This window comes from Flavobacterium piscisymbiosum (assembly GCF_020905295.1).
Lineage (GTDB): Bacteria > Bacteroidota > Bacteroidia > Flavobacteriales > Flavobacteriaceae > Flavobacterium > Flavobacterium piscisymbiosum.
The window spans coordinates 1264857-1287396 of the sequence record NZ_JAJJMM010000001.1; the positions used below are offsets into that span (position 1 = coordinate 1264857).

General features: G+C 32.7%; 23 protein-coding genes. 22 read left to right on the forward strand and 1 reads right to left on the reverse strand.

The annotated features are described in order from the left end of the window. Positions 1-78 precede the first annotated feature (78 nt). The 18 genes from LNP81_RS05740 to LNP81_RS05825 all read left to right on the forward strand — a co-directional run bounded on the left by LNP81_RS05740 (position 79) and on the right by LNP81_RS05825 (position 17879). Positions 79-774: an ABC transporter ATP-binding protein gene (locus LNP81_RS05740; protein WP_065451766.1), complete on the forward strand. Its 696-nt coding sequence runs from the start codon at positions 79-81 to the stop codon at positions 772-774. Positions 775-863: 89 nt separating this feature from the next. Next, positions 864-3476 (forward strand): type IX secretion system periplasmic lipoprotein PorW/SprE, encoded by a 2613-nt coding sequence (gene porW, locus LNP81_RS05745; RefSeq protein WP_230034120.1) that lies wholly within the window; start codon positions 864-866, stop codon positions 3474-3476. A gap of 11 nt (positions 3477-3487) precedes the next feature. Next, positions 3488-3901, forward strand: a complete 414-nt coding sequence (locus LNP81_RS05750) for a bactofilin family protein (RefSeq protein WP_230034121.1) — start codon at positions 3488-3490, stop codon at positions 3899-3901. Further along, positions 3867-4094 carry an AtpZ/AtpI family protein gene (locus LNP81_RS05755; protein WP_230034122.1) on the forward strand — a complete coding sequence of 76 codons (228 nt, stop codon included), beginning with the start codon at positions 3867-3869 and terminating at the stop codon, positions 4092-4094. Before LNP81_RS05750 ends, LNP81_RS05755 begins: the two co-directional genes overlap by 35 nt. 59 nt (positions 4095-4153) lie before the next feature. Then, positions 4154-4546 (forward strand): hypothetical protein, encoded by a 393-nt coding sequence (locus LNP81_RS05760; RefSeq protein ID WP_230034124.1) that lies wholly within the window; start codon positions 4154-4156, stop codon positions 4544-4546. Between the two features lie 118 nt (positions 4547-4664). Continuing rightward, a complete protein-coding gene (gene atpB, locus LNP81_RS05765) occupies positions 4665-5840 on the forward strand; it encodes a F0F1 ATP synthase subunit A (protein ID WP_230034126.1) in 1176 nt (391 codons plus the stop codon). A 33-nt stretch (positions 5841-5873) separates the two neighbouring features. Further along, positions 5874-6071, forward strand: coding sequence for an ATP synthase F0 subunit C (atpE, locus tag LNP81_RS05770; protein WP_008465835.1), 198 nt, complete (start codon positions 5874-5876; stop codon positions 6069-6071). 89 nt (positions 6072-6160) lie between these two features. Beyond that, positions 6161-6661, forward strand: a complete 501-nt coding sequence (locus tag LNP81_RS05775) for a F0F1 ATP synthase subunit B (RefSeq protein ID WP_230034128.1) — start codon at positions 6161-6163, stop codon at positions 6659-6661. A gap of 4 nt (positions 6662-6665) precedes the next feature. Then, on the forward strand, positions 6666-7199 hold the full coding sequence (gene atpH / locus LNP81_RS05780; RefSeq protein ID WP_230034130.1) for an ATP synthase F1 subunit delta: 534 nt from the start codon (positions 6666-6668) through the stop codon (positions 7197-7199). 38 nt (positions 7200-7237) lie between these two features. Then, positions 7238-8815, forward strand: a complete 1578-nt coding sequence (gene atpA, locus LNP81_RS05785) for a F0F1 ATP synthase subunit alpha (protein ID WP_053472983.1) — start codon at positions 7238-7240, stop codon at positions 8813-8815. A gap of 90 nt (positions 8816-8905) precedes the next feature. Then, positions 8906-9766 (forward strand): ATP synthase F1 subunit gamma, encoded by an 861-nt coding sequence (atpG, locus tag LNP81_RS05790; RefSeq protein WP_078006589.1) that lies wholly within the window; start codon positions 8906-8908, stop codon positions 9764-9766. Between the two features lie 669 nt (positions 9767-10435). After that, positions 10436-10882 carry a GNAT family N-acetyltransferase gene (locus LNP81_RS05795; protein WP_230034132.1) on the forward strand — a complete coding sequence of 149 codons (447 nt, stop codon included), beginning with the start codon at positions 10436-10438 and terminating at the stop codon, positions 10880-10882. A gap of 94 nt (positions 10883-10976) precedes the next feature. Next, positions 10977-12437 (forward strand): lipopolysaccharide biosynthesis protein, encoded by a 1461-nt coding sequence (locus tag LNP81_RS05800; protein WP_230034134.1) that lies wholly within the window; start codon positions 10977-10979, stop codon positions 12435-12437. 51 nt (positions 12438-12488) lie between these two features. Then, positions 12489-12923: a dUTP diphosphatase gene (dut, locus tag LNP81_RS05805; RefSeq protein ID WP_230034136.1), complete on the forward strand. Its 435-nt coding sequence runs from the start codon at positions 12489-12491 to the stop codon at positions 12921-12923. A gap of 266 nt (positions 12924-13189) precedes the next feature. Then, positions 13190-14206: a sugar phosphate nucleotidyltransferase gene (locus LNP81_RS05810; RefSeq protein WP_230034138.1), complete on the forward strand. Its 1017-nt coding sequence runs from the start codon at positions 13190-13192 to the stop codon at positions 14204-14206. A gap of 216 nt (positions 14207-14422) precedes the next feature. After that, positions 14423-15775 carry a tetratricopeptide repeat protein gene (locus LNP81_RS05815; RefSeq protein WP_230034141.1) on the forward strand — a complete coding sequence of 451 codons (1353 nt, stop codon included), beginning with the start codon at positions 14423-14425 and terminating at the stop codon, positions 15773-15775. 14 nt (positions 15776-15789) lie between these two features. After that, the gene (gene lolB1 / locus LNP81_RS05820; protein WP_230034143.1) at positions 15790-16572 is read left to right on the forward strand and encodes a lipoprotein insertase outer membrane protein LolB1; all 783 of its coding nucleotides are present in this window, start codon (positions 15790-15792) and stop codon (positions 16570-16572) included. 23 nt (positions 16573-16595) lie between these two features. Further along, the gene (locus LNP81_RS05825; protein ID WP_305070233.1) at positions 16596-17879 is read left to right on the forward strand and encodes a murein hydrolase activator EnvC family protein; all 1284 of its coding nucleotides are present in this window, start codon (positions 16596-16598) and stop codon (positions 17877-17879) included. A 50-nt stretch (positions 17880-17929) separates the two neighbouring features. On the opposite strand, the gene LNP81_RS05830 is transcribed toward LNP81_RS05825, so the two are convergent. Continuing rightward, complete coding sequence (locus LNP81_RS05830; RefSeq protein ID WP_230034152.1) at positions 17930-18349, reverse strand: CBS domain-containing protein; 420 nt, start codon at positions 18347-18349, stop codon at positions 17930-17932. A 239-nt stretch (positions 18350-18588) separates the two neighbouring features. On the opposite strand from LNP81_RS05830, the gene rbfA reads away from it, so the two are divergent. The 4 genes from rbfA to LNP81_RS05850 all read left to right on the forward strand — a co-directional run bounded on the left by rbfA (position 18589) and on the right by LNP81_RS05850 (position 22460). Next, positions 18589-18981 (forward strand): 30S ribosome-binding factor RbfA, encoded by a 393-nt coding sequence (gene rbfA, locus LNP81_RS05835; protein ID WP_055097718.1) that lies wholly within the window; start codon positions 18589-18591, stop codon positions 18979-18981. A gap of 1 nt (position 18982) precedes the next feature. Further along, entirely contained in the window at positions 18983-20182 is a 1200-nt protein-coding gene (locus tag LNP81_RS05840) for an ABC transporter permease (RefSeq protein WP_230034154.1), read from the forward strand. 172 nt (positions 20183-20354) lie between these two features. Beyond that, positions 20355-21782, forward strand: a complete 1428-nt coding sequence (locus LNP81_RS05845; protein WP_230034156.1) for an MATE family efflux transporter — start codon at positions 20355-20357, stop codon at positions 21780-21782. Positions 21783-21845: 63 nt separating this feature from the next. Beyond that, positions 21846-22460 carry an N-acetylmuramoyl-L-alanine amidase family protein gene (locus LNP81_RS05850; RefSeq protein WP_230034157.1) on the forward strand — a complete coding sequence of 205 codons (615 nt, stop codon included), beginning with the start codon at positions 21846-21848 and terminating at the stop codon, positions 22458-22460. The last annotated feature ends 80 nt before the right edge of the window (positions 22461-22540 follow it).

Here is a 22540-nt window from a genome sequence, read left to right on the forward strand (position 1 = left end):
ATCCAATTGACATCAAACTTAAACAACAAGCAAGAGATTTTTTAATCTAAAATCAATCATCTAAAATCTAAAATCACCATGATACAAGTAAATCAACTTTCAAAACAATATAACGGAACTACAGTTTTAAATATTAACAACCTTGAAATTCCAAAAGGACAAAGCTTTGGCTTAGTGGGTAATAACGGTGCAGGAAAAACAACTTTCTTTAGTTTGTTATTAGATCTTATTCAGCCTTCGACAGGAAATATTACAAGTAATTCTATTCAGGTAAATACGAGCGAAAACTGGAAATCTTTTACAGGATCTTTTCTTGATGAAAGTTTTCTGATAGGTTACTTAACACCAGAGGAATACTTTTATTTTATTGGAGATTTGCGTCATCAAAATAAAGCCGATATTGATGCTTTATTAAAGCAACATGAAGAATTTTTTAATGGAGAGATTCTGAACAATAAAAAATATTTAAGAGATTTATCAAAAGGGAATCAGAAAAAAGTGGGGATTATTGCCACACTTATAGGAAATCCTGAAGTGGTAATCTTAGACGAACCTTTTGCCAATTTAGATCCAACAACCGTAAGCCGATTAAAAAAAATAATAAAAGATTTAGCCGATAATCCAAATGTTACAGTGCTGGTTTCCAGTCATGATTTGCAGCATACAGTAGAGGTTTGCGATAGAATTGTGGCTCTTAATAAAGGCGAAGTGGTGAAGGATATTCAAACTTCAAAAGAAACCTTACAAGAACTGGAATCGTTTTTTGCGGTTTAAATATTCTATATTTCAAAAAGAAGCGTATTTTTACAAGTCAATATACTAAAAGTACATTTTAGAAGTTAATTGATTTAAACTCTTTTCTATTGAAAAAGAATACTCTTAAATATAGTTTTTTTCTGGTCTTTTTGTTTCTTTTGATAGCCTGTTCTACCAAGAAAAACACTTTTTTGGCCAGAAACTCACATGCCTTAAGTACAAAATATAATATTTTGTACAACGGCGGTATTGGCCTTGATAAAGGATTAAAATCCATACAGGCCAATGATCAGGATAATTTCTGGAAGACTTTGCCTATCGAAAAAATGCAGGTTGATGAAAATTTTTCTGAAGAAGAAAAAGCTAAGAATCCTGATTTTGAAAGGGCAGAAACCAAGGCAACAAAAGCTATTCAGAAACACTCTATGAATATTGGAGGAAGAGAGCGAAATTCACAAATCGACGAAGCTTATTTAATGCTCGGAAAAGCGCGATATTATGATCAACGCTTTATTCCGGCTCTTGAAGCATTCAATTATATCTTATATAAATATCCTAATAGCAGTAATATTTATACAGCAAAAATCTGGCGCGAAAAAACAAATATGCGTTTAGGAAATGACGCTATTGTTTTAAAGAACATTAAACTTTTATTAAAAAATACAGATTTAGATAAACAGACTTTTTCAGACGCAAATGCTTTATTATCGGAAGCTTTTTTAAATTTAGAACAAAAAGACAGTGCCGTTGCCAAACTTAGAATCGCTGAAGAATTTACAAAAGTAAACGAAGACAGAGCGCGTTACCGCTTTATTTTAGGCCAAATGTATCAGGACTCCGGAAAAAAAGACAGTGCAAATTATTTTTATGATGGCGTAATCGATATGAATCGAAAAGCCGATCGTAAATATATGATGCATGCTTATGCTAAAAAAGCCGAAATGTTTGATTACAATAAGGATAATAAGCAACTGTTTCTTAAGGCATTTAATAATCTAGTTACAGACCGTGAAAACCGACCTTATTATGATATTCTTTTTTATCAAATGGGTGTTTTTTATGATAACTATAAAATACAGGATAGTGCGCTGATATTTTATAATAAATCATTGTTCAGGAAATCTAAAGATCCGTATTTAGTAGCTTCGACTTATCGAAATATTGGTAACATGTATTTTAAAAATACAGATTATACAATGGCTGCCAAATATTATGACAGTACATTGGTAAAACTGGATCCTAAAACCAGGGAATATGCGTTTATCCAAAAAAACAGAAAAAATCTGGATAACGTAATTAAGTACGAAGGAATTGCAAAACGTAACGATAGTATAATTAAAGTATACGGTTTACCGGCACCCGACAGAAAATTATACTTTGAAAATTACATTGCAGAGCTTAAAAAGAAAGATGAAGCAAAACGTATTTTAGAAGAAAAAGAAAAGGAAAGATTGGCCAATATAGACCGTAATACAAATTTGGGTAATGAGCCAACAGCTGTAAATCCAAACTCGATTGGGAAACCACCTTCTGATCCTGAAGGAATTATACCTCCGTCAGGAAACAATACTGCAAGTACTTTTTATTTTTATAATCCAACAACAGTTGCCTACGGAAAATTGCAATTCAAGAAATTGTGGGGTAACAGGACTTTGGGCGGAAACTGGAGATTGGCTGGAATAAAATCGGCTAATAATGCTGCAATGAACGATTCATTAAGTATTGCTCAGGAAGCGGCAGATAAACTAAAAGATTCTATTGTTGTCGAAAAATATACAACAGATTTTTACGAAAAACAGCTTCCAAAAACACAGTTAGCAATAGATAGTATTGGTGTGGAACGTAATTTTGCATATTACCAATTAGGACTTATATATAAAGAGAAATTTAAGGAATATAATTTGGCAAGTGCCAAACTAGAGCAATTATTAAAAAACAATCCGGAAGAAAAATTGATTTTGCCATCGATGTATAATTTGTATAAAATATACCAGATTACAAATCCGGCAAAAGCAGAAGCTATAAAAATGGATATTAGTTCTAAATATCCAAATTCAAGATATGCACAAATTTTAAACAATACCAACTCAGAAGATTTAGCATCTGCAGATAAAGAGTATCAAAAATGGTACAAACTATTTCAGGAAGAACAGTTTGATACCGTTTTGGATAATATTGACAATCTGATCAATCAATATTCTGGTGATGAAATTGTTTCTAAATATGAATTATTAAAAGCAAATACTTTAGGAAAAGTAAATGGTCTTGCAGCATATAAAAGCGGTTTAGAGAACGTTGCGGATAATTATCCAAATAGTGATGAAGGGAAAAATGCAAGAGAAATTTTAGAGAAGCAAATTCCTGGTTTAGAAAAAATGGATTTTACAACAGTTGATAATAAAAACTGGAAAATTTTATATTTAGTTCCTAATAACGATTCAAAAACCCGTAAAAAAATCGAAGAAGCAATTAAAGTATTTTTGTTAGTTGAAAATTATGAGAGATTAACCACTTCTTTCGACAGATACAACAAAACAGAAAGTTTTATAGTTGTTCATGGTTTAAAATCTGAGGCTTATGCCAAAGATGTTTCGGGAGTTTTTAGGGATGATAAAAAATATCTGATATCAAATCAGCCCATTATTATCTCGAGTGATAATTATAAGCTGATTCAAATTAAAAAAAATCTCGAAGCCTACTTAGCCCCCAAAACCCCATAATCCCCATAATCATGTTTGATAAAGTTAAAAAAAACGGAACAGAACTCTTAGGTAAAACAAATAGAATTGTAGAAGGCACCTCTATAATAGGTGATATTGTTTCTAAAGCCGATTTTAGATTAGACGGCGAATTGATAGGAAACTTTACTTCGCAAGGAAAATTAGTTATAGGCGCTTCAGGCGTTGTAAGAGGAGAAATTGTTTGCAATAACGCTGATATCGAAGGTGAATTTCAGGGAAAAATTAAAGTTTTAGAAATCCTTAATATAAAAGCATCTGCACAAATTCATGGCGAAGTTGCTGTAGGAAAACTGTCTATCGAACCAGGAGCAGATTTTACGGCTACTTGTACGATGCTAACAAATAATCCAAAAGAAGTAACGCTAAAAGATGGAAAAGGAACCGAACAAAAACAGAAGGAATAAATGGATGCCGCTTATTAATATTCCCGTTCAAATGGGACTTATTATTTTCGTGTTCTCTTACTTCGGAACATGGTTAGATGAAAATCATCCAAGTCCAAAAGTGTATTACAATACAATCTTTGTAATGCTGGGTGTTGGGCTAGCCTTATATAATGTGATTCGCCAGGTTAACGACATTAATAAGACAAAGTGATTTTTGTCATTGAAAGCATTTGATAAAAAAGTGCATCTTTGCATAAAATTATTTTTCAAATGCTTTCAAAAAATTACAAATCTATTTTACATTTATTCTTTTTTGCTTTGGCGGCTTATGTTTTGCATAGAGCAGCTTTTTTAATATTAGATTTAAATACGCAAACCTTTTATTATAGTATAGAATTTTTGTATTTGATTTTTTTCGGATTATCAGCATTATTATACCTTATATTATTAATAGTAAAAAAGAAGAATTTTGAGATTGTCGGGATGGCTTTCCTATTCGGAACTTTTACTCAAATGTTAATAGGATATTTAATTTTAAGACCAATTTTAGAAAACCATAGTGCAGAGGTTATGGTTGAAAAAATCAGTTTTTTTATAACATTTATTTTGTTTTTGTTATTTGAGACGCTTTTAACTGCCCGATTATTAAATGAAAAGCGTTAAAATGGGGATTCTGTAAAAAAGGGTTCAAAAATAATTTTTCATATCCTTTTGAATATTAATAAAAAATGTACCTTTGCACCAAATTTTAGAAACGTAAAAAATAAGATTTTTAACAGATATGGTGATTTCAAACAAACCGCTCAAATTTATTCTTGCAGCTTTAGTAGCTTGTTCTCCAGTAATGAGTTTTGCAAATTCAGAGAATGACTCAACGCATGTACAGACTGAAACTGCTCATGAAGAGAAAGTAATTTCGCATAACGCTCCTGTAGAAGGTGAGCATGAAGCTCTGGATCCAAAAGCTAAAGTAGACGCTTTTATTGATCATCACTTACAAGATTCTCATGATTTTGTTTTCTTTTCAGATGAAAAAGAAAATAAACATTATGGTTTCTCATTACCAGTTATTCTTATTGACGGAGGATTGAAAATTTTCTCTTCTTCAAAATTACACCACGGTGAAGAAGTTGCAGAAGTTGATGGAAACTTCTATAAACTAGTTCACGGTAAAATCTACAAAACAGATGCTGCCGGTACCATTACTTTTAATGAGCACGGACATCCTGAAAACGAAAAGCCATTAGATTTTTCTATTACAAAAAATGTAGTTTCAATGCTTTTTGTTGCAGTACTATTATTTATAATGTTTACTGGTTTAGCAAAATCATATAAAAAAGGACCAATCCCAACTGGATTTGGCAGAGTATTAGAACCGCTTATCATTTTCATTAGAGACGAAATTGCGATTCCTAATATCGGAGAGAAAAAATACAGAAAATATATGGGTTACCTTTTAACCGTATTTTTCTTTGTGTGGGTGTTAAACTTATTAGGTATGACTCCACTAGGAATTAACGTTACCGGAAATATTGCCATCACAGTTTGTTTGGCTGCATTTACTTTCATTATTACTCAATTTAGTGCAAACAAAGATTATTGGGGACACATTTTCTGGATGCCGGGAGTTCCTGTACCAATGAAAATTATTTTAGCTCCAATTGAAATCTTAGGAACATTAACAAAACCATTTGCATTATTAATTCGTTTGTATGCAAATATTACTGCAGGTCACGTAGTAATTATGAGTTTGATCGCAATGATCTTTGTAGGTAAAAATTTAGCTGCAGATTTGCCAATCTCTATGGGATTAACATTATTTATTTCTGTTATCGAAATTTTAGTTGCATTTTTACAGGCATTCATTTTCACCATGTTATCATCATTGTTTATTGGTATGGCTGTTCAGGATCATGATCATGCACATCATCACGAAGATGAAACTGCAATCATTTAATTTAGAAGTTTAATTTTATATATATAAATAGTTATGGGAACAATTCCAACTTTAGTAGGTGCTGGATTAGTAGTAATCGGAGCAGGTTTAGGTTTAGGTAAAATCGGTGGATCTGCTATGGACGCTATTGCTCGTCAGCCAGAAGCTGCTGGTAAAATTCAAACTGCGATGATTATTATCGCGGCTTTATTAGAAGGTTTAGCATTTGCTGCTTTAATCTTAGGAAAATAATAAAGAAAGAAATAACAACATCTTTAACGGTTGGTTAAAGGTGTTGTTACTTTTAAAAAAAGAAATTAAATATTTAATATAGTTATAAAATGGATAAGTTAATTAACGATTTTTCATTCGGTTTATTCTTTTGGCAAGCTTTAATCTTGTTGGTTTTAATTTTACTTTTAGTAAAATTTGCCTGGAAACCAATTATGGAATCTATTACCGCAAGAGAAGAAGGTATTAAAAATGCATTACTTTCTGCTGAAAATGCAAAGAGAGAAATGGAAAATTTGCAAGCTGACAATCAAAGAATTTTGAATGAAGCTCGTGCAGAACGTGACGCGATGCTAAAAGAAGCTCGTGAGATGAAAGAGAAAATGATTGCTGATTCTAAAAACGAAGCACAAGAAGCAGGTCAAAAAATGATCGCTCAGGCGAAAGCGGCTATCGAAAGTGAAAAAAATGCTGCTATGGCTGAATTGAAATTACAAGTTTCTACTTTATCATTAAGCATTGCTGAAAAAATATTGAAAGAAGAACTATCTAACAAAGAATCTCAAACTAAATTAGTTGAGAAAATGTTAGGTGACGTAAAGTTAAACTAAGATTATGGCAAGTACAAGAGCAGCAATTCGTTATGCAAAAGCAATTCTAGACTTAGCAAACTCTAAAGGTGTTGCCGAAGCTGTCAATAACGATATGAAGTCGATTGCAACAGCAATTGATACAAATCTGGAATTGAGTACATTTATCCAAAACCCAACTACAAAAGTTGAAGTTAAAGAAAGTGCTCTTTTAGAAGTTTTTGCAGATGTAAATGGAGTAACCAAAGGTTTGTTTCATTTATTGTTTGAAAACAAAAGATTTGAAATTTTGGAAGCAATTGCTTTAGAATATAAAAAATTATTTGATGAAGGTAATGGAGTTGAAGTAGCAAAAGTTACAACAGCGATTCCTATGGATGCAGCTTTAGAAGCTAAAGTTCTGGAAAAAGTTGCTACATTATCAGATAAGAAAATAACAATAGAAAATACAGTAGATCCATCAATCATTGGAGGATTTATTTTAAGAATAGGTGATCAACAATACAATGCTTCTGTTGCAAACAGATTGCAGGTATTAAAAAGAGAGTTAAGTAATTAGTTTTATTACACATAAAAGTGTCTAAATTATAAATTAAGATGGCGGAAATCAAACCTGCTGAAATTTCAGCAATATTAAGAAAGCAAGTAGAAGGTTTTGAATCTGGTGCTACGCTAGAAGAAGTAGGAACAGTACTTCAAGTTGGAGACGGTATTGCTCGTATTTACGGGCTATCGAATGTACAATATGGTGAGTTAGTTGAATTTGACAACGGACTTGAAGCTATTGTATTGAACCTTGAAGAAGACAATGTTGGTGTGGTACTTTTAGGACCATCAACTGGAATCAAAGAAGGATCAACAGCAAAAAGAACACAACGTATCGCTTCTCTTAAAGTAGGTGAGCAAATGGTAGGACGTGTAGTAAACACTCTTGGTTTTCCAATTGATGGAAAAGGACCAATTGGTGGAGACTTATACGAAATGCCTCTAGAAAGAAAAGCTCCTGGAGTTATCTTCCGTCAGCCAGTTACTGAGCCATTACAAACAGGAGTAAAAGCAGTAGATGCTATGATCCCGGTTGGTCGTGGACAACGTGAGCTTGTTATTGGTGACCGTCAAACAGGTAAATCAACTGTTTGTATCGATACGATCTTAAATCAAAAAGAATTTTACGATGCAGGAAAACCTGTATTCTGTATATATGTTGCAATTGGACAAAAAGCTTCAACTGTAGCAGGAATCGCTAAAATGTTAGAAGAAAAAGGTGCAATGGCTTACACAGTTATTGTTGCAGCTAATGCTTCTGACCCAGCTCCAATGCAAGTTTATGCTCCTTTCGCAGGTGCTGCAATTGGAGAGTACTTTAGAGATTCAGGTCGTCCAGCACTTATTGTGTATGATGATTTATCTAAACAAGCTGTTGCTTACCGTGAGGTTTCTCTTTTATTAAGAAGACCACCGGGACGTGAGGCTTATCCTGGAGACGTTTTCTACTTACACTCTCGTTTATTAGAGCGTGCTTGTAAAGTAATCGCTGATGACGGAATTGCTAAAAACATGAACGATTTACCAGATTCTATCAAGTCTATCGTAAAAGGTGGTGGTTCATTAACTGCTTTACCAATTATCGAAACTCAGGCTGGTGACGTTTCTGCATATATCCCAACAAACGTAATTTCGATTACAGATGGTCAGATTTTCCTTGATGGAGATTTGTTCAACTCTGGAGTTCGTCCTGCTATTAACGTAGGTATTTCAGTATCTCGTGTTGGAGGTAATGCTCAGATTAAATCAATGAAAAAAGTTTCAGGAACTTTAAAATTAGACCAGGCTCAATTCCGTGAATTAGAAGCTTTCGCTAAATTTGGTTCTGACTTGGATTCAGTTACTTTAAACGTAATTGAAAAAGGTAAAAGAAACGTTGAGATCTTGAAACAAGGTTTAAATGATCCTTATACTGTAGAAAATCAAGTAGCTATTATTTATGCAGGTTCTAAAAACTTATTAAGAAACGTTCCTGTAAATAAAGTAAAAGAGTTTGAAGCTGATTTCTTAGCTTACTTAAACAGTAAACATAAAGATACGCTTAACGCTTTGAAAGCTGGTAAATTAGATGACAACATTACTGATGTTATCGAAAAAGCAGCAAAAGAAATTTCAGCAAAATATAACTAATAAGATAATTGGTCAGTTAGATAATTAGAAAGTGTTTCAACATTCTTCTAATTATCTAATTTTCAAATTGTCACATTTTCTAATTAATAGATGGCAAATTTAAAGGAAATCCGTAATAGAATTACTTCCGTTTCATCGACGATGCAAATTACATCGGCAATGAAAATGGTTTCTGCTGCAAAGCTTAAGAAAGCACAAGATGCAATCACTGCAATGCGCCCTTATGCCGAGAAATTAACGGAGTTGTTGCAAAACCTTTCTGCTACACTTGATGGTGAAGTTGGAGGAGATTATACAACACAACGTGAAGTAAAAAAAGTATTGCTTGTAGCTATAACTTCAAACAGAGGTTTATGTGGTGCATTCAATTCAAATATTATTAAAGAGGTTAAAAATCGTTCTGCTTTTTATGCCGGAAAACAAGTTGATGTTTTTCCTATTGGTAAAAAAGGAAATGATGTATTAAGTAAATCTCATAAAGTTCACGGTCACCATAATGCAATTTTCGATCATTTAACTTTTGAAAATGTTGCCGGAATTGCTGATAACTTAACTCAGAAATTTTTATCTGGAGAATACGACAGAATCGAATTGATTTACAATCAGTTTAAAAATGCTGCGACACAAATCGTTCAAACAGAACAATTTTTACCGTTGGCACCAATTAAATCTGATGTACCGGTTTCTACAGGAGATTATATTTTTGAACCTTCAAAAGAAGAAATTGTGTTAACATTGATTCCTAAATCATTAAAAACACAATTATACAAAGGTATTCGTGATTCATTTGCTTCAGAACACGGAGCGCGTATGACAGCAATGCACAAAGCAACTGACAACGCAACTGAATTAAGAAACCAATTGAAATTGACTTACAATAAAGCACGTCAGGCATCTATTACAAACGAAATCCTTGAGATCGTTGGTGGAGCAGAAGCTTTGAACGGATAATTTATTCAAGACATATAAAAAAGAGCCGACAAGTAATTGTCGGCTCTTTTTATATATATAGTAGTTTTAGTTTTTCTAATTTTTAAACTTATAAAATGGTGATTCTCAATTCAATCAAAACCGAGAATCAGTTACCATTTTATAAAATTATTGACAGATTTATCACCTCTGTAGTGCTTTGTCTTTCATGGGAACAAACTAGCTTTATCAGTCCCAATGCTCTGTTTTTTTGAGGGTTACATATCAGCAGAATCACTCCCTTTTTGCTTTGTCTTTTATGGGAACAAACTAGCTTTATTAGTCCCAATGCTCTGTTTTTTTGAGGGTTACATTTCAGCAGAATCAATCCCTTTGCTTTGTCTTTTATGGGAACAAACTAGCTTTATCAGTCCCAATGCTCTGTTTTTTTGAGGGTTACATTTCAGCAGAATCAATCCCTTTGCTTTGTCTTTTGTGGGAACAAACTAGCTTTATTAGTCCCAATGCTTTGCTTTTTTTTGAAAGGTTGTATTTTAGCTTTGCTCATTCCTTTCATACAAAGTTAATATAGAAGTACTTCGAATTATTTATACAATTTTTTAACTTTATTATAAATTTCACACATACAGTTATAAAGTCTTATAACAGGCAATATAAAATTGAGTATTTTTGATGTCTATTTTTATTACAATGAAATTACAAGTAAAAGAGCTTACTACCATACAGGCAATGGTTGACCAAATAGAAACCATGCGATTTCTTTATCCTAATTTATCGATTGAAAAATATCAGGATTACCTATCTGAAATGGTACCTCATAATTATATTCAGATTGGTGTTTTTGAAAAAGATATTTGTGTTGGAATTACAGGTTGCTGGTCTGCTACTAAATTATGGACAGGTAAATATCTCGAAATAGATAATTTTGTTGTAAATCCGGATCATCGTTCTAAAGGAATAGGAAAATTATTAACAGATTATATCGAAAAAAAGGCTTTAGAGCTGGATTGTAGTTCTATAGTTTTAGATGCTTTTACCGGAAATTTCGCCGCTCATCGCTTTTACTACAATCAGGGTTACGGACCAAAAGGTTTTCATTTTGTTAAAATATTAGACGAAAAAAAACTAACACAATAAAATTACACACCATTTTTTTTATTGAACCTACAAAAGCAATAATAAACCAAAGAATTGGTTATTTTTGTTTTACAAACTTTATTATAAAATTATTTTGGGATTATATAAAAATCTGTTCAAACAAACTGCTATTTACGGACTAGCGACTGTATTACCAAGAATGCTAAGTTTTTTATTGGTAAGATTGTACACTGGTATTTTACCAACTGCAGAATATGGCGAGGTTTCGATCGTTTTGTCATGGATGGTTTTCTTTAATGTGGTTCTTTCTTACGGAATGGAAACTGCATTTTTTAGATTCTATAGTGCCGAGGATGATAAGAAAAATGTAATCGCAACTTCTACAATATCAATATTTTGGTCCTCGATTCTTTTCTTATTTGCGGCTTTAATTTTTAGAAATACATTAGCAAGTCTTGCCGAAGTCGATGTACAATATATTACCTATACCGTTTGGATTTTAGTTCTGGATGCTTTGGTTTTAATACCGTTTTCTAAACTTAGAGCCAATCAGAGACCAATGGTTTATGCTGCGATTAAAATAGGAAACGTAGTCATCAATTTATTACTGAATATCTTCTTTTTAATATACTTGCCTAAACTTGCTGCAGCAAATCCTAACTCAGTTTGGGACAATTTATATGTTGAGAATTTCCAGATTGCCTATATTTTCATTGCAAATCTACTGGCAAGTTTAGCCACATTCATTGTATTGTCACCAAATTATCTTTCATTGGGAAGAAAATTCGATCCGGTACTTTGGAAAAAAATGATGAAATACGGTTTGCCAATTTTGGTTGCCGGACTTGCATTTGCTGTTAACGAACATTTCGATAAAATTCTTTTAGGATATTTATTACCTGAAAATTTAGCGAAATCAGAAGTTGGAGCCTATTCAGCTTGTTACAAATTAGGTTTATTTATGGTCTTGTTTGCAACCGCTTTTAGATTAGGGATAGAACCTTTCTTTTTTAGTCACGCTAAAAATGCCAATGCACCTCAAACTTATGCCGTAATCACAAAATATTTTGTTATTCTGGGTTCGTTAATTTTATTAGGAGTAATTGTTTTTGCCGATGTTTTAAAATATCTTTTACTAGACAATAAGTCCTATTGGGAAGCAATGAAAGTCGTTCCTTTAATTATCCTGGCGAACTTCTTCTTAGGAATTTACAACAACTTATCGGTTTGGTATAAACTGACTGATAAAACAAAAATTGGAGCATACATCTCGATTGTTGGAGCGATTGTAACATTGGTTTTAAATTATTTTTTAATTCCAAAATATAGTTACTACGGTTCTGCAATTGCCACGATTTCGGCTTACGGAAGTATGATGTTGATTTCTTATGTATTAGGAAACAAATATTATCCTATACCTTATGATATGAACAAAATTGGAGCGTATCTGGGAATTTCAATTGTATTTTCGGCTATTTCTTTTTACGGTTTTAGAGAAAATTATTTTATTGGAGTTCCGTTATTATTAGCATTCATGTATTTTGTTTATCATAACGAAAAAGACACCATCAAAGGAATAATGAATAGAAAGTAGAATTGAGTTTTAATACATTCAATTCGTTTTTTAATATTTTTAAAATAAAAAATGAAAATACAAATTATCAATAAATCACAGCACGCTTTACCAAACTACGAAACAATTGCTTCGGCAGGAATGGATTTACGTGCCAATTTAACAGAGTCAATCACATTAAAACCATTAGAAAGAACCATTGTAAAAACAGGTCTTTTTATTGAACTACCAATAGGTTACGAAGCACAGGTTCGACCAAGAAGCGGATTAGCAGCCAAAAAAGGAGTTACGGTTTTAAATTCTCCTGGAACAGTCGATGCAGATTATAGAGGTGAAATAGGTGTAATTTTAGTAAATTTATCTAATGAAGCATTCGTAATCGAAAATGGAGAACGAATCGCACAATTAATCATTGCCAAACACGAAAGAGCCGAATGGATAGAAGTTGCAGAACTTTCTGAAACATCAAGAGGCGAAGGCGGTTTTGGAAGTACGGGAGTGAAGTAGTTTTAAGTTGCAGTTTTCAGTCACAGTCATAGTAATCAGTTTCTGTACTTTGCGACCTTAAAATGAAATGAATCATCTTGCGATCTTTGCGAATCCCGATAGCTATCGGGATTGCGAACTTTGCGGTTAAATAGTTTTCAGTTGGAGTTGTAGTAATATCAGTTTCTGTACTTTAAACAAAAACAAAATAAATAACCTTTGCGGTTAAAATTAAGAACCAAACTAAGAGGATTTTTTTAAATCTTCGAATAAAATAAAAAGACAAAATGAAAATAATCGTTCCAATGGCAGGTCGAGGATCAAGACTTAGGCCACATACTTTAACTGTTCCAAAACCATTAATTCCTGTTGCGGGTAAATCTATTGTTCATCGTTTAGTTGAAGACATTGCTAAAATATTAAAAGAACCTATCGAAGAAGTGGCTTTTATTTTAGGAGATCCTGCTTTTTTTGGAGATGATCTTGTTGCAAGTTTAGAAGAATTGGCCGGGAGTTTAGGAGCAAAAGCTTCTATCTATCGTCAGGATTTACCATTAGGAACCGGTCATGCTATTATGTGTGCAAAAGAATCTTTGTCCGGGCCTGCAGTTATCGCTTACGCGGATACCTTAATCAGAGCAGATTTCGAACTAGATCCTGCTGCAGATGCTGTAATTTGGGTAAAACAAGTAGATCAGCCGGAAGCATTTGGTGTTGTAAAACTGAATCAGAATAATGAAATTATAGAATTGGTCGAAAAACCAAAAGAATTCGTAAGTGATTTAGCCGTTATCGGAATCTATTATTTTAAAGAAGTTGGAGATTTAAAAAAAGAACTTCAGGGAGTTTTGGATAACAATATCCAGAATGGTGGAGAATACCAAATCAACGATGGGATTAAGGCAATGATGGCTAATGGTAAAGTTTTTAAAACCGGAAGCGTTGACGAATGGATGGATTGCGGAAACAAAGATGTTACGGTTGAAACCAATTCAAGAATGTTAGGATTTTTGCACAATGACGGAGAACATCTTGTAGATTATGATGTACAGTTAGAAAACTCAACCATTATTCCTCCTTGTTATATTGGCGAAAATGTAGTGTTGAAAAACGCAACCGTTGGACCAAATGTTTCAATAGGAAAAGGATGTCACGTTATCGATAGTTCGATCAAAAATAGTCTGGTTCAAACTTATTCTCAAATAAAAAACGCTAACTTAGACAATGCTATGATAGGAAATCACGTTGTTTATGATGGTAAGTTTACCAGTATTAGTATTGGTGATTATTCGGTTTTAGAATAAATATAAGTTTAAAGAGGTACGATTTGATACAATTACAAAATCAACACGAATTTCACTAATTGACACTAATTTAGTTTGTGAAATTAATTTCACAAACTAAATTAAGCCATTAAAATTTGTGCAAATTAGTGAAATTCGTGTTGAAGCTTAATTTATAGTATTTGTATTCATTAGGCTCAAAAAGATTCGTTTTTGTTTAAAGATTAAATTATAGAGATGATACAAAAAGGAGTTATAGTCATTTTATTTTTCGTTTTGCTTGGCAATCCAGTTTCGGTTATGGCACAAACAGAACCGGAGGATATTGCTATGGCAACTGATGAATATCAGGATGCTTTTTATGAATCATTAAAACAAAAAGGAATTGAAAATTATGATAAAGCAATAGCATCACTAGATAAATGTGTAAAGCTAAAACCCAATGATGCTGTAGCTTATTTTGAATTAGGCAAAAATTATCTATCATTAAAAGATTATCGAAACGCACAGGATTCGTTTGAAAAAGCGACTCAATTAGATCCAAAAAACAAATGGTATTGGTTAGGAATTTATGATGTAAGCTACGAAACCAAGAACTATCCTTTGGCGATTGAAACCATTCATAAAATAATTTCTTTTGACGAAGAATATAAAGATGATTTGATTTCGTTATACATGATTACCAATCAATTTGATAAGGCTCTTGTAACGATCAATGAAATGAATGATAAATTCGGAAAATCAGAAGATCGAGACAGATACAAATTGCAGATTTTATCTCAGGGAAAATATCAAAATGCTGAAATTTCCAATTTGATTGATCAGATAAAAAAGAATCCGAAAGAAGAATCGAATTATGTAAATCTGATTTTTCTATATTCTAAAGCAGAAGAAACAGACAAAGCGCTTGATGTTGCAAAACAATTAGCAAAGGCAGTTCCGGATTCTGAATGGGCTCAGGTAAGTATGTTTAAAGTATATTTAGACGACAATCAGTCTGAGAAAGCCATTAAATCGATGAATGTCATTTTATCAAGTTCAAAAATTGATTCAAAAATTAAACATCGTACTTTAAATGAGTTTTTGATTTATGTAAACAAAAATCCGCAATATGCTCCGGAGTTAGAAAAAGCAATTGCTTATTTTGATAACGATAAAGAAATTGATGTTGCAAAAGAGGTAGGGAAATTTTATCACAGCAAAGGTCAGTTTGAGAATGCGATTAAGTATTATGAAAAAGATTTAAAATCAAATTCAGATACAGATCGTGAAACCAATTTGTTATTGCTTGAAGCTTATGCACAGGCAAAGCAATTTGAACCCATGACAAAAAGAGCGATGAATATGATTGATGTTTATCCTAGTCAGCCTCAATTTTATTATTATGCAGGTTTAGGAAACAATCAGTTAAAACAATTTAAAAATGCAAAAACCGTTTTAGAAATGGGACTCGATTATGTGGTTGATGATAAAACGCTCGAAGCAAATTTTAATATTCAATTGGGAGAAGCATATAATGGTCTGGGAGATGCTAAGAAAAAAGAGGAATACTTTTTGAAGGCAAATGAATTATTAAAGAAAAAAAAGTAAAAGACTAAATTCAGATGAAAAAATATATAGCACTAGTATTGTTGACCGCTTTTATGGTTTCTTGTAAATCAAAGGCAGTTGCAGTACAAAATAATAACGGCAATGCTGAAGTTATTACAAAAGAAGACAAAAAAGCAGTTGAGAAACATTACGATAATAAGTTAGATTTTTCGACTTTATACATAAAAGCCAGCGCGAGATATGCTGACGAAAAGCAAAGTCAAAATGTTACAGCCGATATTAGAATCGAAAAAGACAAACAGATCCTGGTAAGTGTTCGTTTTTTAGGAATTACAATGGCAAAAGCTTTGATAACGCCAACAACGGTAAGTTATTACGAAAAAATAAACAGCAGCTATTACGAAGGTGATTTTACCAGTTTAAGCAAATGGTTGGGAACTGAATTAGATTATAGCAAAGTTCAAAATTTATTAGTAGGAGAAGCACTTGACGATTTAAGAAAAGGAAAGTATACCCAAACAATTGTAGACAATCTTTTTAAGTTAGAAGATCTAAAAGAAACAAATATAAAGAAAGCTTTCTATCTGGATGCAGAGAAATATTTGGTTCAAAAAGAAGAGATTTCGCAGCCTGCAGAAAACAGAATGTTACAAATTTCGTATGGTGACAGCAAAGTTTTTAATCAGGGGACACTTCCAACGAGTATTGAAATTAATGCAATTCAGCCGAAAGGGAAAACCAATATTAATTTGAATTACAATAATATTTCATTTAATGAAGAACTTTCTTTCCCTTATAGCGTACCAAGTGGTTATAAAAAAGTTATAATTAAGTAAATTTGCAAAAAGAAAACATAAACATGCCAAAATTTCTCCTAAGCCTAATTTTTATATGTGCCACTACTTTTATGTGGGCGCAAGATGATTCGCAACAAGAAAAACTTGAACAGCGTAAAGCTCAGATTCAACAGGAAATTAGAGACAACGAAAAAATGTTGCAGTCTGTAAAGAAAAAAGAAAAATCAGCAGTAAATGTTTTTTTGATTCAGGCGAATAAGATTAAACTTAAAGAGAAACTGATAAATACTACGGCAAAACAAGAAAAACTTTTAAGTAATGATATGTATATTAACCAGGTTAAGGTTAATAAATTAAAAAAAGAACTGGAGGTATTAAAAGCAGATTATGCAAAAATGATTCTGAAATCATACAAAAGCAGATCTGAGCAAAGCCGAGCCATGTTTATCTTATCTTCAGAAAGTTTTTTGCAAGCTTACAAAAGAGCCCAATATTTAAAACAATATACCAATTTTAGAAAAAATCAAGGTTTAGAAATTCAATCAAAAACAGCACAATTAGTTGATTACAATGCTAAGTTGGATGGACAAAGACAGGTTAAGAAGAAAATTATTGCCGAAAATCAGAAAGAAAAACAAAGCCTGGAAGTTGAGAAACAAGAACAGCAAAAACTAGTTAACTCAATCAAAAAAGATAAAAGTAAAATTATTGCCGATACAAAATCGAAACAACAGGAATCGAGAAGAATCGATGCTAAAATTAAGGACCTTATTCGTGAACAAATTAGATTAGCCAATAAAAGAGCCGAAGAAGAAAGACGTAAAAGAATTGCAGAAGGTAAAGCCAGCGAAGCAGAGAAAGCAGAAGCATCATCACCTAAAACTTATTCATCAGATAGAATTACTTTAACGCCAGAGGGTAAAATTTTAGCTGCAGATTTTAAAGCAAACAGAGGAAAACTGCCTTGGCCGGTAGAAAAAGGATTTATATCTCTTGGTTACGGAGATCAGCCACATCCGTTATATCCAACACTTACAGTTCATAATTCAGGAGTAGAGATTACCACAGAACAAGGAGCAAGCGCCCGTGCTGTATTTGAAGGAGTAGTATCAAAAGTTATCGCCTTGTCGCCTGTAAACAGAGCTGTTTTTATTCAGCATGGAGATTATTTTACAGTATATCAAAACCTAAGTTCGGTATCTGTTGAGCAAGGTGATAAAGTAAAAGTGAAACAAGTTCTTGGAAAAGTAAGAACAAGTGGAGACACAGGAAAAACAATTATTAAGTTTTTGATTATTCAAAATACATCAAACAACAATCCTGAGGGATGGCTGCAAAACAGATAATAAAAAAGGGAGCTAAATTAGCTCCCTTTTTCTTGGGTCGTTTTTTTTGGTTAATCATACTGTTCTAAAAAATACTTTAAAATATCAGTTGTAGTAACGATACCTTTAAGTTCCCCATTATCAACTACCGGAAGAGCGTGAAATTCTTCTTTCACAAAAATTTCTGCCGAATCTCTAATGATTGTGTTAGATGATATTGTTTTTGGTTTCGATGTCATTACCTGGGCAATAGTCAGCATATCCAGGATTGCTTCATCGGCACCTTCTTGTCCTTCAAACAAAGCTCCAAAAGTCAATCGGTTAATATCAGTTCTACTAATAATACCTACTACTTCCTTGCCACGAACAATTGGAATATGACGAATGGCGTGTTTTTTTAACTTTTCAACTACTTTTTTAAGGTCGTCATTTTCATTTACGGTAACGACACTCTTAGTCATTATATGACTGATTGGTTCTCTTTTTTTCATAATTGATATGTTTTAAGGTTATATCAAATATGTCTCATTTTTCTCATAAATAATATGATTTTTGTCACCTTTGAGATATAGTTAAGTTGAATTTTAAAGACCGCATTTTTTATGTTTTTATTGAAAATGACAATCGAAATTGTAATTTTATAAAGGATAAAACACATTAGAAGATAAAAATCATTCTATTGTTCATTTGAAATTGTATCGATTGAAATTTAAAATAGTATTTTTGCACTATGGAAACAAATAGACAGAAAAAAATAGGCGGTGTCATCCAGAAAGATTTGGTTGATATTTTGCAAGGTGAAGTGAGAAAAAACGGAATTAGTAATTTGGTAATTTCGGTATCCAAAGTTAGTGTTACTTCAGATTTATCTGTGGCAACAGTGTATTTAAGCATTTTTCCTCAGGACAAAGCCAAAGAAACTTTAGAAGGTATAAAATCAAATTCAACTCTAATTAAGCACGATTTATCACAACGTGTTCGTTTGCAATTGCGTCGTGTACCAAACTTGGTATTCTTTATCGATGACTCTCTTGATTATATCGAAAAAATCGATAATGCTTTATCAAACAGAGAAAACCCAATTGAAAATCGTGATCTTTTAGAAAAAAGAAGAAAATCATAAATTGAATTTCCCCCTTTACATAGCCAAACGTTATATTTTTAGCAGAAGTAAAAACAATGCTATCAATATTATTAATCGCATTGCCAGCATGGGAATTATTGTTGGCACAATGGCTTTGTTTGTGGTTTTATCTGTTTTTAGCGGTTTAAAGGTTTTTAGCCTTTCGTTTACAAACGAGATAGATCCCGATCTTAAAATTACGAGTACTTACGGAAAATCGTTTTTGATTACGCCGGAAAAGGAAAGCCAAATTAAAAAGATTGACGGAGTTGTTTTGTATACCAAAATTATCGAAGAACGTGTTTTATTTTTGTTTAAAGACAAACAGCAGGTTACTTACTTAAAAGGTGTCGATCGAAACTATCCTGTTGTTAACGATATCAAAAAAAAACTCTTTAACGGAGATTGGTTAAAACCGGAAACTTATCAGGTTGTTATTGGTTACGGAATTGCTCAGGATTTTTCGATGGGAATTCTTGATTTCGAAAATCCTCTGCAAATATTTGCTCCAAAACCCGGAAAAGGAGCAATCGAAAATCCCGAAGAAGCTTTTAATAAAACAGATGTTTTACCAGTTGGGATTTATTCGATTAGTGAAGATTTAGATTCAAAATATGTTTTTGCAGATTTGGGTTTGGCACAGGAATTATTAATGTACAAGCCGAATCAAATTTCAGGAATCGAATTTAATCTGAAAGAAGGTGCAAATGAAAGTGTTATTAGTACTAAACTGAATACCATTTTCAATAATAAAATTACCATAAAAAACAGAGCACAACTTAATGAGTCTTTGTATAAAATGCTAAATACAGAAAATATAGTAGTTTACCTGATTTTTACTCTGGTAATTATTGTGGCACTTTTTAATTTAGTTGGAGCATTGATTATGATGATTTTAGAAAAGAAAGGAAACCTTAAAACCCTTTTTAATCTGGGAACAGAAATCAATAGTTTACGAAAAATATTCCTGCTTCAGGGAACCTTGCTAAGTGTTTTTGGAGGTATAATTGGTCTCGTTCTCGGTATCATTTTAGTACTGTTGCAACAACGATACGAACTCATTATGATCACGCCAACCCTCGCATATCCCGTAGTTTTCAATCTTGAAAACGTACTTATAGTGATGGCAACAATTGTATCACTTGGTTTTGTGGCTTCTTTAATTGCCAGCAGCCGTGTAAGCAAAAAGTTATTGGATTAGTATTTCCTACTAAAAAATATTACTTATATTTATCCTCTTAAAAAACTACCGTTTATGATTGTTTCTGCCTAATCCTATTTTATTTTCTTGAATAATTAGGATACTTACGTTTATTTTTCTTCAGTTCAGATCATTGCATCCGGACTAATATTATCATTTATCCTAACATATCATGACAGAAACAACAATACAGAAAAGTTTATTTTCTAAAGTTTTCACCACATTAAAACAAGCAATCAAAGGAGATGAATCTTTTGATTATACCGTAGGCAGCATCAAAAAAGCCGTTATTCTATTGGCCATCCCGATGGTTTTAGAAATGATGATGGAATCTGTTTTTGCCTTGGTCGATCTCTATTTCGTAGGACACTTAGAGCATAGCAGTTTTGCGATTCAAACCGTTGGTTTAACAGAATCGGTACTTGCTATTATATATTCAGTCGCAATAGGAATGAGTATGGCTGCAACAGCAGTTGTAGCACGACGTATTGGCGAAAAGGATCCTATTGCTGCAGCAAAGGCAGGAATGCAGGCGATTATAGTGGCATTTGTAATTAACACCATAATTAGTATTCTGGGCGTTATTTATGCCAAAGAAATTTTGATCCTCATGGGGGCATCAGAAGATGCAGCAGAACATGGATACATTTTTACGCAAATTATGATTGGCGGAAGCTTATGTATCATGCTTTTATTCCTGATTAACGGAATATTTCGTGGAGCCGGAAATGCAGCAATTGCTATGAAAAGTCTTTGGCTGGCTAATATTTGCAATATTATTTTATGTCCAATATTAATTAACGGTTTTGGTCCGGTTCCCGCTTTTGGATTAACGGGTGCCGCAATCGCGACTACTTTAGGAAGAAGCATTGGAGTACTATATCAGGGCTATCATTTGTTTTTTGGAAATGGTGCTTTGAAAATTAAAATTTCATACTTCATTCCAGATTTTGATCAGATAAAAGCATTGGTAAAAATTGCTGCTCCCGGAGTTTTGCAGTTTGTTATCGCTTCTTGCAGCTGGATTTTTCTGGCGCAATTGGTAGCCACAACCGGAGGCGATCACGGATCAGCAGGATATCAGACAGCACTTAGAATTATGATGTTTTTTATTCTTCCGGCTTGGGGATTAAGTAATGCCGCTGCAACTTTGGTGGGACAAAATTTAGGCGCCAAACAAATCGATCGTGCCGAAAAATCAGTTTATACAACGGCCAGATACAATGTTATTTTTATGGCAACAATCATGGTGATTACATTATGTTTCGGAAAGTATATTATTTCGTTTTTCACCAATGACGAATTGGTAAAAACAATAGCCGTCGAAGCCTTACAAATCATGAGCATCGGATTTATCTTTTACGGAATAGGAATGGTTTTGATTAATACTTTTAATGGAGCAGGAGATACCTGGACACCAACCGGGATTAATTTCTTTGGGTTTTGGTTGTTCCAGATTCCGTTAGCATATGTATTGGCAAAACATTTTAATATGGGGCCAACAGGTGTTTTCATCGCGATTCCGGTTGCAGAAACTGCTATAACATTAGCGAGTATTTTCTTTTACAAAAGAGGGAAGTGGAAACGTATTGAGGTTTAGGATTTTGTGCAATATTTCTTAAATTTATTCGTTTTAAATCTGTAACCCAAAAACAAATTTAATATGAAAACCAAGTTTAAAGTTTTGATGCTTTTAGGAGCCGCAGTTTTTTTAATAGGATGTTTTGCATTTAAACCAGTAGAAGCGAAGAAGACTGTCGTAATTGATGCTGGCCACGGAGGGCATGATTTAGGAGCAAAAATATATGATTTTGACGAAAAGACAATTGTAGAAGCGATTAGCAAAAAAATTAAAGAGTCAAATAAAAATGAGAATATAGAAATTGTTTTGCTTCGTGAAGGTGACCATTTTATGGAATTGAGCGAAAGAGTTTCTATCATTAATAATCTAAAACCGAATTTAGTTATTTCTTTGCATGTTAGTTCTACTTTAAATGATGGGAAAAGGGATCAAATGGATGCTTATGTTTCGAGTAAAAATGAAAAATTTAAACAAGAGTCAATAGAATCTGCAGAAAAATTATTAAGTAATATTTCAAATGAAAGTTTGACAAAAGGGAAAGTTAAAGAAGCTCCTTTTTATATCATGAAAAATTCAGAGTGCCCATCTGTATTACTTGAATTAGGATATTTAACAAACGAAAAAAACAGAGATTATATAACTAGCGCAAAGGGGCAAAATGAAATTGCTTCAAAAATCTTAGAAGCTGTAAAGTAAAAAAAACTTATATAAAAACGAAAGACCTTCAAATTTTTGAAGGTCTTTTTTGTAGAATATTTTTTGTACCTTTGAATGTA